Annotated in this window: 15 protein-coding genes; 4 read left to right on the forward strand and 11 right to left on the reverse strand. The window is 60.4% G+C overall.

What is annotated here, in order from left to right:
* Positions 1-484 precede the first annotated feature (484 nt).
* A complete protein-coding gene (locus tag BM438_RS02795; RefSeq protein WP_093632807.1) occupies positions 485-2161 on the forward strand; it encodes an NRAMP family divalent metal transporter in 1677 nt (558 codons plus the stop codon).
* 64 nt (positions 2162-2225) lie between these two features.
* Here the strand turns inward: BM438_RS02795 and dhaK are convergent, their stop codons facing one another.
* From dhaK to BM438_RS02845, 10 genes are all read right to left on the reverse strand, one after another.
* Positions 2226-3215, reverse strand: coding sequence for a dihydroxyacetone kinase subunit DhaK (dhaK, locus tag BM438_RS02800; protein WP_093632808.1), 990 nt, complete (start codon positions 3213-3215; stop codon positions 2226-2228).
* A 14-nt stretch (positions 3216-3229) separates the two neighbouring features.
* Positions 3230-3862 (reverse strand): dihydroxyacetone kinase subunit DhaL, encoded by a 633-nt coding sequence (dhaL, locus tag BM438_RS02805; protein ID WP_093632809.1) that lies wholly within the window; start codon positions 3860-3862, stop codon positions 3230-3232.
* Entirely contained in the window at positions 3859-4905 is a 1047-nt protein-coding gene (locus BM438_RS02810) for an ABC transporter ATP-binding protein (RefSeq protein WP_093632810.1), read from the reverse strand. The genes dhaL and BM438_RS02810 overlap by 4 nt, the downstream gene beginning before the upstream one ends.
* A complete protein-coding gene (locus BM438_RS02815) occupies positions 4898-6001 on the reverse strand; it encodes an ABC transporter ATP-binding protein (RefSeq protein ID WP_093632811.1) in 1104 nt (367 codons plus the stop codon). Before BM438_RS02815 ends, BM438_RS02810 begins: the two co-directional genes overlap by 8 nt.
* A 4-nt stretch (positions 6002-6005) precedes the next feature.
* Positions 6006-6200 (reverse strand): hypothetical protein, encoded by a 195-nt coding sequence (locus tag BM438_RS02820; protein WP_054039222.1) that lies wholly within the window; start codon positions 6198-6200, stop codon positions 6006-6008.
* Complete coding sequence (locus tag BM438_RS02825; protein ID WP_093632812.1) at positions 6197-7150, reverse strand: carbohydrate ABC transporter permease; 954 nt, start codon at positions 7148-7150, stop codon at positions 6197-6199. Before BM438_RS02825 ends, BM438_RS02820 begins: the two co-directional genes overlap by 4 nt.
* A complete protein-coding gene (locus BM438_RS02830; protein WP_093632813.1) occupies positions 7147-8103 on the reverse strand; it encodes a carbohydrate ABC transporter permease in 957 nt (318 codons plus the stop codon). The genes BM438_RS02825 and BM438_RS02830 overlap by 4 nt, the downstream gene beginning before the upstream one ends.
* 66 nt (positions 8104-8169) lie before the next feature.
* Positions 8170-9501, reverse strand: a complete 1332-nt coding sequence (locus tag BM438_RS02835) for an ABC transporter substrate-binding protein (RefSeq protein ID WP_093632814.1) — start codon at positions 9499-9501, stop codon at positions 8170-8172.
* A gap of 114 nt (positions 9502-9615) precedes the next feature.
* Complete coding sequence (locus tag BM438_RS02840; RefSeq protein WP_208620601.1) at positions 9616-10635, reverse strand: LacI family DNA-binding transcriptional regulator; 1020 nt, start codon at positions 10633-10635, stop codon at positions 9616-9618.
* 193 nt (positions 10636-10828) lie between these two features.
* Positions 10829-11305, reverse strand: a complete 477-nt coding sequence (locus tag BM438_RS02845; RefSeq protein WP_093632815.1) for an OsmC family protein — start codon at positions 11303-11305, stop codon at positions 10829-10831.
* Positions 11306-11412: 107 nt separating this feature from the next.
* On the opposite strand from BM438_RS02845, the gene BM438_RS02850 reads away from it, so the two are divergent.
* Positions 11413-12054, forward strand: a complete 642-nt coding sequence (locus BM438_RS02850; RefSeq protein WP_093632816.1) for a GntR family transcriptional regulator — start codon at positions 11413-11415, stop codon at positions 12052-12054.
* 3 nt (positions 12055-12057) lie between these two features.
* Here the strand turns inward: BM438_RS02850 and BM438_RS02855 are convergent, their stop codons facing one another.
* Positions 12058-12396, reverse strand: coding sequence for a hypothetical protein (locus tag BM438_RS02855; RefSeq protein WP_093632817.1), 339 nt, complete (start codon positions 12394-12396; stop codon positions 12058-12060).
* A gap of 193 nt (positions 12397-12589) precedes the next feature.
* On the opposite strand from BM438_RS02855, the gene BM438_RS02860 reads away from it, so the two are divergent.
* Both BM438_RS02860 and BM438_RS02865 read left to right on the forward strand, forming a co-directional pair.
* On the forward strand, positions 12590-13234 hold the full coding sequence (locus BM438_RS02860) for an HD domain-containing protein (RefSeq protein ID WP_093632818.1): 645 nt from the start codon (positions 12590-12592) through the stop codon (positions 13232-13234).
* 114 nt (positions 13235-13348) lie between these two features.
* Positions 13349-14044: a glycine zipper 2TM domain-containing protein gene (locus BM438_RS02865; protein ID WP_093632819.1), complete on the forward strand. Its 696-nt coding sequence runs from the start codon at positions 13349-13351 to the stop codon at positions 14042-14044.
* The last annotated feature ends 11 nt before the right edge of the window (positions 14045-14055 follow it).

Consider the following 14055-nt stretch of genomic DNA (forward strand, 5'->3'; position numbering starts at 1 on the left):
ATCAGCAACGTCGATAAACAAAACCGATAAGGAGCCGCCATGCCCGACAGTGACAGTTATCCCTTATGCCGCTCTATTGCCGTGCAATTTTTCTTTTTCCTGAGGAAAGCAGGTAGACGTTCGCCGCCGCGCGCATAGTGCCGGCCGCGCTCCGTGTCTGCTGGCTTTCCGCAACTCGCGTCAAGCCATACGCACCGGAGAAATACCATGTACATCGCCGTCCTCGTACCGACCCTGCAGCAAACGCATATCCACAGCGACGCTGCACTCGCGCTTCACAGCATCAAACCGCACTGGCTCGCCATGTCCTGGCACCGTGTCAAGGCGCTCTTCTCAACTCGGCTCCCTAATAGCCACTGACAGTACCCGCACGTCTTCGCGATCCGCATGCGTCGCCGTCGCTCAAGCCCATTCGACGACACGCGTACTGCGGATTCCGAAGGCGCGCCACTGCATTCAAACCACACTGCCAAGGCGGTTAAAAATGTCCACTCCAATTAACGTCTCACCACCACGCAGCGCTGTTCTCGACGAAGCCCATCTCGGCGACATCAAAGGCGCGCTCGGCACCATCGCGCACCACGACACCGCCCCGCGCAACAACTGGTGGGCCCGCATCCGGACGCTGCTCGCTATCCTCGGCCCTGGTCTCATCGTAATGGTCGGTGACAACGACGCCGGCGCCTTCGGCACCTACACGCAAGCAGGACAGAATTACGGCACCACCTTGCTGTGGACCATGCTGCTGCTCGTGCCCGTTCTCTTCGTCAATCAGGAGATGGTGCTGCGTCTCGGCGCCGTGACCGGCGTCGGCCATGCCCGACTGATCTTCGAGCGCTTCGGCAAGTTCTGGGGCGCATTCAGCGTCGTCGACCTGTTCATCCTGAACGCGCTCACCATCGTGACCGAGTTCATCGGCATCACGTTCGTGCTGGATTTCTTCGGCATTTCGAAAGTGACCGGGGTCTGCATCGCCGCGGCAGTGACGATGGCCGCGGTCAGCACGGGCAACTTCAGGCGCTTTGAGCGCTTCGCGGTCGCACTCTGTCTGCTGAGCCTGCTCCTGGTGCCGGTACTGGTGTCGATTCATCCGCCGGTTGCGCAGATGGCGCACGATTTCTTCATTCCGAGCTGGCCTGCCAATTCGAAACTGAGCGATGTGATGTTGCTCGTGATCGGCATTGTCGGCACCACGGTCGCGCCCTGGCAGCTGTTTTTCCAGCAGAGCTATATCGTGGATAAACGCATCACGCCGCGCTTCATGAAGTATGAGAAAGCCGACCTGTGGATCGGTATCGTCTTCGTGATGATCGGTGCGGTGGCCATGATCTCGTTCTGCGCTGCACTGTATGCAGGCAAACCTGAGTTCGGCAATTTCACGGATGCGGGCGGCGTGATCGCCGGCCTCGAAAAATATGCCGGCCGCACACCCGCGGTTCTCTTCGCGATCGCGCTGCTAGACGCCTGCATTATCGGCGCGGCAGCCGTGTCACTCTCCACCGCTTATGCAATCGGCGACGTGTTCAAGATCCGCCACTCGCTGCATCGTGGCGTGACCGACGCGAAGGGCTTCTACCTCGTCTACTTCGGCATTATCTCGGCCGCGGCTGCGCTGGTATTGATTCCCGGCAGCCCGCTCGGTCTTCTGACTGAAGCCGTGCAAACGCTCGCTGGCGTGCTGCTTCCGAGTGCAACGGTATTCCTGCTGCTGTTGTGCAACGACCGCGCCGTTCTCGGCCCGTGGGTGAACTCGAAGAAGCTCAACTTCTTTACTGGCGCAGTTGTCTGGGTGCTCGTCATGCTCTCCATCATCCTTACTGCATCGGTGCTGTATCCCGACATTACCGGCGAAGCGATTATTGAAGTGCTGGCCGGCGGCACGCTACTGGCCGTAGTCGGCTACGCTGCAACCGTGACGGTTCGCAGGCTGCGGCTCGCATCGACGGATGCAGCGGCTTCCGCGATTGCCCAGGCGTCTGATAGCGAGCAGCAGTTTTCGAAAGAAGCACGCAATACGTGGCGCATGCCGCCTCTCGAAGAACTGCCGGCGCCGCAACTGACGCTATCCAAACGCATCTGGATGGGCGTGCTGCGCGGCTATCTGATCGTGGCGGTCGCACTCGTTGTCGTAAAGGTCGTGCAGATGACGTTGCTGCATTGAGCCAATGCTGCCCGCCTGCTCACGGTTACTCCGGTGAGCGGCGGGCAAACGGCGGACCTTCGCATTACACACCCCAGCGTAATCCCGGCGTATGCACTGCGCTGTCCCAATGGCGCTTCATCTCATCGTCGAGCACGCACAGTGTGATCGATGCACCAGCCATCTCCAGCGAAGTCGTCAGTGCGCCTACCTGCACCCGACCGATATTCAGCCCGCGCTGTTCGAGCCACGTACGCGTGGAATTGAAGAGCAGATACAGTTCTCCAAGCGGCGTACCACCGAGCCCATTGACGAGCACAAGTAATTCAGCATCTGCCGCCGGCTTCAGATCTTCAGCAATCGCCGTCAGCAACTCGCCCGCAATCGCGTCAGCGGGTGCGAACTTCGCGCGCCGACGCCCAGGCTCACCATGAATGCCGACGCCCACTTCGATCTCGTCGTCGCCGATTTTGAACGTTAGCGTACGGGCCGCCGGGACCGTGCAACTGGTGAACGCCACGCCCATCGACGCGGTGCGCTTGTTGATGCGGTCGCCAAAGGCCTTGCATTGCTCGAGATCCGCACCGCTCTCCGCCATACTGCCAACCAGTTTCTCGACGATCACGGCGCCGGCCACGCCGCGCCGCCCTGTCGTGTAACTCGAATTCTCCACGGCCACGTCGTCGTTGATCAGCACCATTGCATTTGGCACCTCGGACATCTCCGACGCCATTTCAAAGTTCATCAGGTCACCGGAGTAGTTCTTCACGATGAACAGCACGCCTGCACCGGTATCGACAGCCTTTGCCGCAGCCATCATCTGGTCGGGTGTCGGCGACGTGAAAATCTGCCCCGGACAGGCCGCATCGAGCATCCCATAGCCGACGAAGCCTGAGTGCAGAGGCTCATGGCCAGAGCCGCCACCCGAAATCAGCGCAACCTTGCCGGGTTTCAACGCCCTGCGACGCACAAACACCGGCTCATTGTGCAGCACGACCAGGTCGCTGTGCGCAGCGGCGAACCCCGCCAGACTCTCGGCGAGAAAATCGTCCACATGATTCATGAATTTTTTCACGGTCTCTCGCTCCTTCACTCGTTATGTTGCTCAAGGCGCGCGCATACCGACGCAATCATGATCTGACTCGAACGCGCTCCCGGATCGATGTGTCCACGCGAACGTTCGCCGAGAAACGACGCCCGCCCTTTGGTCGCCAGCATATCGCGGGTAGCAAGCATGTTTTCCTCCGCGATCCGCGGCAACGCATCGCGCACCTCTCGCGCGGTCGCGCCCTGTGCGGCCAGTTCGTCGAAGCGCTTCGCGACCGGGATCAGGACATCCATCATTGTTTTGCTGCCGACGCCGGTCTTGCCGCGTTGACCGACTGCTTCGACCCCCGCCGAAAAAACGTGCGCAAAGCCCGCTGTATCCAGTGCATGTCGTTCGGAAGCTTTAGACATGCCGCTCAGCAGCGAAAAGAACAATGGCCCCGACGATCCGCCTACTGTCGAGAGCACCTTGGATGCCGCGATTTCCAGCGCGGGGCCGAATGCTGCGCCGTCGATGTCCGACCTCACAGCGAGCAGAGCCTCCATGCCTCGCAGCAGATTGAAGATGTGATCGCCATCGCCGATCTGCTGGTCGAGCAAAGCGATCTCGTCAGTATGTTCCTTCAGCGACGCATATGCGGCGTCGATGCACGCCATGACCGTTTTGCCGTTCATGTCGCTATCCTCCTGCCGTCGGCACGAAAATATAAAAGGCTGCGCGCCGGCAGCGAAACGCCGACCGATTGCCCGGGCGTGAAATTGCGCTCCGCCACTGTCGTTGCCACGACGGCGGTCCCTGCGCGATCGAGGATCAGCAGGTGCCGCAGCGGCGAGTATTCGAGCACCTTCAGATTCAACGCGTCCTGTGCGCCTGAAACATCACGTTGATCCCGCGTGTCACCGTCATGCAGCACCACGTCCTCGGGACGGATTGCCACTGTGGCCGTACCCGCCGGCATGTACGCCGAATCGAACAACGCCGGCGGCAGCAGGTTGATCGGCGGAGAGCCCAGCCGCTGCGCTGCACTGAGCGAAACCGGATTGCCGTATACCTCGCGGGGCGTGCCGAGCTGTACCAGACGCCCATGTTCGAGAATGCCGATACGATCCGCGAGCGTCGTCGCTTCAACCTGATCGTGCGTAACGTAAACAATCGTTGCGCCGATCGTGCGATGCAGGCGTTTGAGTTCGATACGCAACTCTTCGCGCAGCTTTGCATCGAGCGACGACAGCGGTTCGTCCATCAAAAATGCCTTGGGTTGCCGCACAAGCGCACGCCCTATCGCCACGCGCTGCATTTCGCCGCCTGACAGGTGTGTCGCCATATTGTCGAGCTTTGATTCCATATGCAGCATCTCGGCCACCGCGTGGACTCGCGCGCGCACCTCCGCCTCGCTGCTGCGCCTTCTTGGCGAGCGCAGCGGAAAAGCCAGATTGCCGAACACAGTCAGATGCGGATAGAGCGAGTATTGCTGGAAGATAAACGCGACGTCGCGATCCGATGGATGCACGCCCGTAGCAATGGCGCCATCGATCAGTACCTCGCCGGTATCCGGTCGTTCCAGCCCGGCAATCAGACGCAGCGTCGTCGTCTTGCCCGCACCGCTCGGCCCAAGCAACACGATGAACTCGCCATCATCGACGTCGATCGAAAGATCGTCGACAGCGTGGATGTCGCCAAACCGTTTCGATACATTGCGCAACTGGATTTCAGCCATGAGCCTCTCCGTATGCGGGAATCGTTTGAGTGGCGCGTGGCAGCAGGCGGCCCGTTTGCGCGTCGTACAGCAGTGTGCGCTCCTTGCGAAACGACAAACCGACCGGTGATCCGGCAGGCAAACCATCGTCCTTGCCCGCCCGCACGCGCACGACGCCCAGCGCCGTCTCAATCACCAGCACCTGATGCGAGCCGAGATATTCATCGGCGATGACCTTGCCGCGCAGTGGACCGCGCTCGTCGAGCATCACATGCTCCGGGCGAATGCCAAGCAGAACACGCTCGGCCGCCGCCTCGCAACGCGGCACCGGCACCGTGGCGCCGTGAAGTTGTACCGCTTCGCTACCCGCGTCGACACCGCGATCGACCGGCAGGAAATTCATCGGCGGACTGCCGATAAAGTTGCCGACGAACACGGTGGCCGGAAAATGATAAATCTCATGCGGCGGCCCGGCTTGCAGCACTTCGCCCTTGTTCATCACGACAATGTCGTCGGCCATCGCCATGGCTTCGCTCTGGTCGTGCGTCACATAAACCGTCGTTGCCGCGAGCGCGTTATGCAGCTTGCGCAGTTCAAGACACATCAGCTCGCGGAAGTCCGCATCGAGCGTCCCAAGAGGCTCGTCCATCAGAAAAGCCTTCGGCTGCCGCACGATCGCGCGGCCGAGCGCGACGCGCTGCCGGTCACCACCCGACAGCCCGCCCGTTTTGCGATCGAGAATGTCCTCGATGCGCAGCATGTGTGCGACCGCATCGACCCGCGTCGCGATTTCCTTGCGCGACACATGCTCGTTCTTCAGCGGAAATGCAATGTTGTTGCGGACCGTCATATGCGGATACAGCGCGAACATCTGAAACACGAACGCGATATCGCGCTGACGTGCACGCAGCGCCGTCACGTCTTCGCCGTCGATCAGAATCTGCCCTGAGGTCGGCAATTCGAGCCCGGCGATCATCCGCAGCGTGGTGGTCTTGCCGCAGCCCGACGGACCGAGCAGTACGACAAAGCGTCCCGCATCGATCGTCAGACTGGTGCCGCGCACCGCGACGAAATCGTCGAAGCGTTTATGGAGGTTGGCAAGCACGATGGTCGACATGGCGCTATTCCGGGAAATGGCTCGTCACGAGGAACGCAAGTGCGCCCACCAGAATGACCGGAAACGACCACGTGAACAGCGCCAGCGAAAACGGCTGAACCAGCATCGCCATGCCGGCGCCAATCAGCACGGTGGAGGCCGTTTCGCTATAGCCGCGGCGCAGCCAGCGCCTCTGCGTGAGAACGAAATCACGTTTCATTTGCGCACCGCTCCAAATGTGATACCGCGCAATAGATGTTTGCGCAGCACGACAGTAAAGAAGAGAATCGGCAGTACGAATAGCGTGGTCGCCGCCGCAACAGCGGGCCAATCCTGCCCGCCTTCGCCGATGATGAACGGAATGAACGGCGGCATGGTCTGCGCATCGCCGCTTGTCAGCAAAGACGCGAACGCATACTCGTTCCACGCGAAGATCAGACAGAAAATCGCGGTTGCCGCAATGCCGGTGATTGCCTGCGGCAGCACGACTTTGACGAAGGCCTGCAGACGCGTGTAGCCATCCACCAGCGCCGCCTCTTCGTATTCGCGCGGAATCTCGTCCATGAAACCCTTCAGCAGCCACACCGCCAGCGAGACGTTCACTGCCGTATAAAGCACAATCATGCCGACATAGCTGTCGCTCAGGCCCAACGCGCGATACATCAGGTAGATCGGAATCGCGACCGCTATCGGCGGCATCATGCGAGTCGACAGGATGAAAAACAGCAGGTCGTCGGCGAAAGGTACTTTGAAACGCGAAAAGGCATACGCCGCGAGCGTGCCGAGAAACACCGCGAGGAAAGTCGAACCGAATCCGATCACGAGCGAATTGACGAAGCGCGGCAACACCTTCGACGGTCCGGCGATCACCATGCCGCGCTTGCGCACGTCGCGCTCATACCAGGTTTGCGCAGGCGGCAGACTGGCGATGAATTCCGGCGTCTGCCGCGAACGGATCGTGAACAGGTTCACGTAGCCTTCCATCGACGGCTGGAACAGCACGACCGGCGGATAGGCAATCGCGTCTTCCTGGGTTTTGAAGCTCGTCAGGAAGATCCACACCATCGGCAAGGTGGCGAGCAATGCATACGTAATGACGGCCGCGGCGGCGAAGCGCTTGCCGCGCGGCGACGACGCCACCACCGAGTATTGACTGGCAGTCGGTCTCATCGTTGTTTCACCCGGTTGAGTGCCTTCACATAGATGTTCGCCGCACCGAACACCGTCACGAAGAGAATGATGGCCAGCGCCGACGAATAGCCGGTTTGCCACTTCTCGAATGCGGCGCGCTTTAGCGTGATCGACACGGTTTCGGTTACCGAGCCCGGTCCGCCGGAAGTCAGCAGGTTCACCATGTCGAACATCTTGAAGTTCTCGATGCCGCGAAACAGCACCGCCAGCATCAGGAACGGCAAGGTCATCGGCAGTGTGATCGACCAGAACTGCCGCCACGGCGTGGCGCGATCCACTTCCGCCGCTTCGTAGATGTAGTCGGGAATCGAACGCAGACCCGCGAGGCAGATGAGCATCACATAAGGTGTCCACATCCACGTATCGACCATCACGATGGTCCACGGTGCAAGCGAGACGTCGCCGATCATCTGGAACGACCCGGGCGCAATGCCGGTGAAGAAGCTGACGATATCGTTGAAAAGACCCGTTTGCGGTTGCAGCAGAAAGGTCCAGAAATTGCCCACCACGGCGGGCGAAAGCATCATTGGCAGCAGGATCAACGTGGTCCAGAAACTATGCCCGCGGAACTGCCGGTTGATCAGCAATGCGAGGCCGAAGCCGAGCAGCACCTCCAGTCCGACCGACCAGAACACGAAACGCGCCGTGACCTGCATGGCGTACCAGATGTCTTCGTCGGTGAGAATATCGACGTAGTTGTCGATGCCGACAAAGTGCGCCGGCACGCTCGGCATATTCGACTTGAAATTCGTGAACGAGAGACGCAATGCCCAGATCAACGGGAAGATGTTGACGGCGAGTAGCAGCAGGATCGTCGGAAGAATGAACAGCCACGCGATGGTTCTGTCCGATAGCCCGGCAAGGCGCGTGCTCACGCGCGCCCGTGCGCCTGACTCGAGCCCAGCCGACGGAAAAGGCTTGTTTGCCAACATGCCTGACTCCTTTAAGCTGACCGGCGGCAATCCGTGCAGGCGGCGCCGGTCCAGTCGGGAAACGCACTAGTTCTTGCCTTCGGCCTTGAAGACCTTGTTCCAGTCTTTCACCAGGAGATCGAGCGCTTCCTTGGCCGTGCCCTTATCGGCCACCACGTAATCATGCACGCGCTTTTGCATGTCGAGCAGCAGTTCGGCGTAAGCGGGCTCCGCCCAGAAGTCCTTCACGATCGCCATCGACTTCAGGAAGGCCGGTGCAAACGGGGCGCTCTTTGGGAAGTCCGGGGCATCGACCACCGACTTCGCCGCCGAATAACCGCCCAATTGCCACCATTTCTTCTGGACATCCGGCTGCGCGAACCATTTGATGTACTCGAGCGCGTCGTCTTTATGATCCGAGTACGAAACGACCGAGATGCCCTGCCCGCCCAGTTGGGTGAACTGCTTCAACTCACGCGGATTGACGAAGAACCCGATCTTGTCGCCGCCGACGTTCGGGTCTTTATAGAGTCCCGGGAAAAACGCAAACCAGTTCATCTGCATCGCCACCTGGCCTGACTTGAACGCGTCGAGTCCTTCCTGCATGTACGCGTTGGTCATTCCAGGCGCCGTGCAACACTTGTAGAGCGCCTTATAGAACTCCAACCCTTTGATCGCGCCCGGTGAATTGACAAAGCCGTCCAGGTGATAAGGCTTCTTCGGGTCCTGATATTCGAAGCCGAAGTTATAGAGCGCGTTGGTCACGCCCATCGTGATGCCTTCGGAACCGCGCTCGGTGAAGATATACGCACCATACACGGTCTTGCCGTCGATCTTGCGGCCCTGGAAGAACTCGGCGGTTTGCTTGAGTTCATCCAGCGTGGTGGGCGGTTCGAGTTCGCGTTTATATTTTTGCTTGAACTCCGCGCGCAACTCCGGACGCGCGAACCAGTCCTTGCGATATGTCCAGCCGACCGCGTCAGCCATGGCCGGCAATGCCCAGTAGTTCGGCGTATTCTTCGGCCACTCCGAATAACCGACCACGGTCGCCGGCACGAAGTCGTCCATCGATATCTTGTTCTTCACGAAGAAATCGTTGAGCTTGACGTAGTGCCCATTAACCGCCGCGCCGCCAATCCACTGGCTATCGCCGATGATCAGATCACATAGTTTGCCATGCGAATTAAGTTCGTTAATGAAGCGATCGGCGTAACTGGTCCACGGCACGAACTCGAACTTCATCTTGATGCCGGTCTTGCTCGTGAAATCTTTCGACAGTTCGACGAGTGCGTTGGCTGGATCCCATGCCGCCCAACATAATGTCAACTGCTTGTCCTGTGCTTGCGCGCCTGTCGCCATGCCGAATCCCAGCGATACGATGGCCGCCGCCACTACCCTTGCTGACGTAAGACGTAACATGTGTCTTCTCCTTGTCTTTCTCGGGTCTCCAACCTGATATGGAACAGCGCCCATGCGCCGGGCACCGTGTTTCGGCTCCAGCGGATTCAGACGGCAATCCGCGTGTCGCGAGCTTCAGGCATGCGCATTCTCACGAAGATAAATTCGGGTCTCCGGCGTTGGGATGGCGAGCGCGCCACGCACGTCGTTAAGAAAATTAATCGCGGCAAGGCCGGCCCAGTGCACGATGCCTCGCACGTCCTGATCGAGAATCACATCGATCGCGCGTTCGGTGAGCTGGCTGCGGGTCTCCGCGGTGCATTCATGGCCGATCACAACCAGACGGGTCTTGTCGCCGGATTCCTGCAATGCCGCGGCGATCCCGGAGATGCCGCCGCCCGTTGCATAGACGCCGACCAGATCCGGATGGCGTGCCAGCAAACCCTGAGCGGCGAGACCCGCGCCGTCGTCGTCTTCGGCGAAATCGGGCTCGGCGATCCAGCGCAGATTGCGAAAATCCTCTTCCAGAATCTGCGAAAAACCAGTGCGCCGTTCCAGTTGATCATGCAGGCGTGACGAGGCGGAAAGCACCGCCACCGTGCCAATGCGGGAACCGAGAAATCTGCCCATCAACAGACCGGCCGTACGACCGGCGATCCGGTTATCGACGCCGACATACGCGGCACGGCGGCTCGAGGGCAGATCGGAGAACACCGTGACGACAGGCACGTTCGCCGCGCTCATGTCTTCGATCAGACGTTCTACCCATGGATAGTCGAGCGGCACGAGCACGAGCGCGTCGTAGCCGGCCACCTGTTCGGCGAATGTGGCCGTGTCGCGCTGACTGGAAAAATCGCAGCGATAGAACGAAGGGATGATGCGGTGTTCGCGAAAGAAGCTGGCGGAGAGCGCAATACCGCGCTCGACATGATCGAGAAAGCGCGAGTTGATCTGGGGAAGCACAAAGGCGACGCGAAACGAACCGGCTTTCGCCGGGCGGCCGCGACTCGCGCGTTCGTCGCGCAGCGTGGCCAGCGCAAGGTGAACGCGCTCGGCAGTTTCCGGACGCACGGCCTGATCGTCGCGCAACACACGATCGACCGTGGCCACGCTAACGCCCGCACGACGCGCAATCATCATACGTGTAGCCGGCATGTGTCTCCTCCGGTGCCGAGCCAGAAGTCGTTTTGTTTTATGAAGGTAGCTTTTTCTGTACGAAATGCAAGTTTTTTTACTTCAATAAATCCATCATTTTTGATGGCATGGTGCGACGCACATGAAGGTGTGAAGCAATTGGCAATGCGACGCCGAACGCTCGCTATGCTGAATCACTTGCACCGCACAAGCGTCAGTTCCCATCCGTTTCGATAGCCGGCTCGCACAGAATCGGAAAGTTAACCGAGTTCGCGATATAGCACTTCTCATGCGCCGCATGATGCAAACACCCGGCCAGTTCGAGATCACCGCCTGCCCGAATGACGACATGCGGCCGTAGAACGATCTGTGAAAAACGGCCCTGCTCCGGACTATCGAGCATCGTGCCTTCCGCATTGTCGCGATAGCTCAAAACAACGATGCCCGCATCCGAACAAAGATGCAGATACCAGAGCTTGTGACAGGCGGACGCTGAGGCAACCAGCAGATCTTCCGGGTTCCACCGGTTCGCGTCGCCGAGAAACGCTGCGTCCGATGAGCCGGGAATGTCGGGCTTATTTCCCGCAGTGATGATGTGGTCACGACCATATTCGCGGTATCCCGAGGTGCCGCTGCCGCGGTTGCCTGTCCATTGCACCGATACCGCGTATTTGTGCTCGCCGTACGCCATGCCGATCTCCCTCGCTGTTGACCCGGATTTGATTTCGCAACAGGTGCATTCTAGCTGCGCAAACCTATTTTGGTATACCATTATTCCAAACGACAGGGACCCGACACATGGATCACAAACTGGATTCGACGGCCGATGCCATCGCCGTCTCACTGCGTGAACTGATCGCGACCGGCGAACTGGAGGATGGCGCACGGCTGGTCGAGCGTGAACTCGCCGATCGCTTCGGCGTAAGCCGGGTGCCGATGAGAGAGGCCATACAAAAGCTCGAGGGTGAAGGACTGGTCGAGCTCATGCGCAATCGCGGGGCCGTGGTGCGCACCTTGACCGAGTCGGACCTGGACGAGATTTACGGCCTGCGCATCTTGCTTGAAGGCGACGCCATTTTCCACGCGGTCAAACGCATGGACAGTGAGACGTTATCGCGCGCCGAACTCGTTCATCGGCTTCTGGGAGATGCCGATACCGCGCAAAGACAGGGTGAACTTAATCGAGAGTTTCATGAACTGCTATACCGGCCGTGTGCAAACGGCCGGCAATTGAAAGCGATCCGCGAGCTGCGCGCTCAGGTCGAGCGCTACGAGCGATTGCAAAGCACGCTGCTCGCCGACACACCGGCGTTCCAGGACGAGCATCTCAAGATTCTCGAAGCATGCGAGGCTGGCAACGCTCGCCTCGCGCGATCGATGACGGTGGAACATCTCGCCTCGGCGAAGCGCATTGTTCTGCAACTGGTTCAGGCCGAGTGATTGCTACTGTCCGAACGCTTTTCCCGTTACGTTCGGTGCGCGAGGATCCGGGCTCATATTCAGGCTCGTGCCGTTCGCCCGCATGTTGTTGAGCGCCGGGCCCGATCCCGTGCCGCCAGTTCCTCCGATCACTGGGGCGTGGCCCACGGTGCCCCCGCCTGGCGTTGGGCTCAGCCCGGCCGCGCCCGCCCCCAAACCCGTTCCCTGCCCTGCGCCATTCATCCCACCGGCTTGCAAACCGACCATACCGTTGGTGCTGAGGTTTGCCGATTGAGCGCAAGCCGCGCCCGTCAGACCCATCATCAGCGCCGCGGCCAACATGGTCTTTGTTACGATTCTCATAGCCCACTCCATCATGCCGTCGAATTTCCCGGCCCATGCTTCCGCACATCGTAGCGATGTCGAGCCAACGATGCTCGCAAAGGAACCCGGTCAAACAGTAAGACTGCCCGTCAACCACTTTTGTTCATCGCTGAAATTCAGGGATTGATCGGCGATCGGCGATAATCGGCGGCTCTTTTTCTCGCCCGACACCATGACGAAACCTGCCTTCGCTCCATTTCAGGACCTCGCCGCAATCCTGTTGCCTCACGCGTACGACGACAACGGCGACGGCTCCCACGACACCTCACACTTGCAGCGAGTCTGGAAAAACGCGGCGGCCATCCAGGCGGAAGAAGGCGGCGATGCACAGGTGCTGTTCGCCTCGACGCTGCTGCATGACTGCGTCGCAGTAGAGAAGAATTCACCGCTGCGCGCGCAGGCCTCGCGCCTGTCAGCGGAAAAAGCGGCACGCGTGCTGGCGTCGCTCGGCTGGCCGGACGCAAAAATTCAGGCCGCGGCGCACGCGGTGGAGGCGCATAGCTTTTCGGCCGGCGTCGCGCCGACCACGCTCGAAGCAAAAACGCTGCAGGATGCCGACCGGCTCGACGCAATTGGAATGCTGGGTGTCGCGCGTTGCTTCTACGTGGCCGGCCGGATGGGCCGCGCCTTGTACGACCCGGCTGACCCGCACGCGGCGGAGCGTCCGTTAGACGACACCGCGTACACGCTCGACCATTTCCATACGAAGCTGCTGAAACTCGCGTCAGGCTTCCAGACAGCAACCGGCGCGCGTCTGGCGAAGATTCGCCACGACCGTCTGCAGCGCTTCCTCGACGAATTTACCGACGAAATCTGAGCGAGCCGATCTTCATCGGCAAGTTGTACAAATGCTTACAAAGCAGCATGCGTCCGGCGTCCACCGGCCGCGCTGCTGAGGCGTTATTGCAGGCATCTACCCGCGGAGCCCGCAATGAACACGAACCTCACTTCCAGTAATCCGCAGCGCAACCGCATTCATCCCCTGGTTGCAGGCGCGGCGGTCGCCGTCATCCTAGCGAGCGCCACCGGCATCGCGGCGATGACTGGCCTTCTGCCTACCTCGCGCGCCGTGACCGAGCCTGCGCAGCCGGCCACCACGGTCGCGGCGCAAGTTGCCAGCGCGCCGGTCGCCGCGCCCCAGGCGGCCCCGGTTCAGCAAACGGTCCAGCAAGCCGCACCGGCACGGCCACCTGTGCATCACACGCACAGCACGCCCGTCGCGCCGACACCGAGGTACGCAAACAATCAGGGCTACCAGGCACCCTATGAACCGGCGCCGGCAAGGCCGGTCGCCGACCCTTATGCGGGCGAAGTCGTCGCCATCAACACGGTGCAGGCGCCTGAACCGACCACCGGGCTCGGCGCGTTGGGTGGCGCGGTCGCCGGCGGCCTCGTCGGCAATCAGATCGGCGGTGGACGGGGCAAGATTCTCACCACCATCGCGGGCGCTGTCGGCGGAGGTCTTGCCGGCAACGGGATCGAGCACGCCGTGCGCAAGCAGACCACCTATCAGGTTCAAGTGCGCATGCAGGACGGCAGCTACCGCAACTTCAGCTACCCGACGCAGCCGGACGTCCAGATCGGCGAGCGGGTCCACGTATCCGGTGATTCGTTGACGGCTTCTTAACGGATGAACGC

It is taken from the genome of Paraburkholderia aspalathi (assembly GCF_900116445.1).
In the GTDB taxonomy this organism is placed as follows: domain Bacteria; phylum Pseudomonadota; class Gammaproteobacteria; order Burkholderiales; family Burkholderiaceae; genus Paraburkholderia; species Paraburkholderia aspalathi.

Coding starts and splice junctions, on each gene's coding strand:
- BM438_RS02795 (WP_093632807.1), top strand. CDS start 485: ATGTCCACTCCAATTAACGTCTCACCACCACGCAGCGCTGTTCTCGAC.
- dhaL (WP_093632809.1), bottom strand. CDS start 3,862: ATGAACGGCAAAACGGTCATGGCGTGCATCGACGCCGCATATGCGTCG.
- BM438_RS02810 (WP_093632810.1), bottom strand. CDS start 4,905: ATGGCTGAAATCCAGTTGCGCAATGTATCGAAACGGTTTGGCGACATC.
- BM438_RS02815 (WP_093632811.1), bottom strand. CDS start 6,001: ATGTCGACCATCGTGCTTGCCAACCTCCATAAACGCTTCGACGATTTC.
- BM438_RS02820 (WP_054039222.1), bottom strand. CDS start 6,200: ATGAAACGTGATTTCGTTCTCACGCAGAGGCGCTGGCTGCGCCGCGGC.
- BM438_RS02825 (WP_093632812.1), bottom strand. CDS start 7,150: ATGAGACCGACTGCCAGTCAATACTCGGTGGTGGCGTCGTCGCCGCGC.
- BM438_RS02830 (WP_093632813.1), bottom strand. CDS start 8,103: ATGTTGGCAAACAAGCCTTTTCCGTCGGCTGGGCTCGAGTCAGGCGCA.
- BM438_RS02835 (WP_093632814.1), bottom strand. CDS start 9,501: ATGTTACGTCTTACGTCAGCAAGGGTAGTGGCGGCGGCCATCGTATCG.
- BM438_RS02840 (WP_208620601.1), bottom strand. CDS start 10,635: ATGCCGGCTACACGTATGATGATTGCGCGTCGTGCGGGCGTTAGCGTG.
- BM438_RS02845 (WP_093632815.1), bottom strand. CDS start 11,305: ATGGCGTACGGCGAGCACAAATACGCGGTATCGGTGCAATGGACAGGC.
- BM438_RS02850 (WP_093632816.1), top strand. CDS start 11,413: ATGGATCACAAACTGGATTCGACGGCCGATGCCATCGCCGTCTCACTG.
- BM438_RS02855 (WP_093632817.1), bottom strand. CDS start 12,396: ATGAGAATCGTAACAAAGACCATGTTGGCCGCGGCGCTGATGATGGGT.
- BM438_RS02860 (WP_093632818.1), top strand. CDS start 12,590: ATGACGAAACCTGCCTTCGCTCCATTTCAGGACCTCGCCGCAATCCTG.
- BM438_RS02865 (WP_093632819.1), top strand. CDS start 13,349: ATGAACACGAACCTCACTTCCAGTAATCCGCAGCGCAACCGCATTCAT.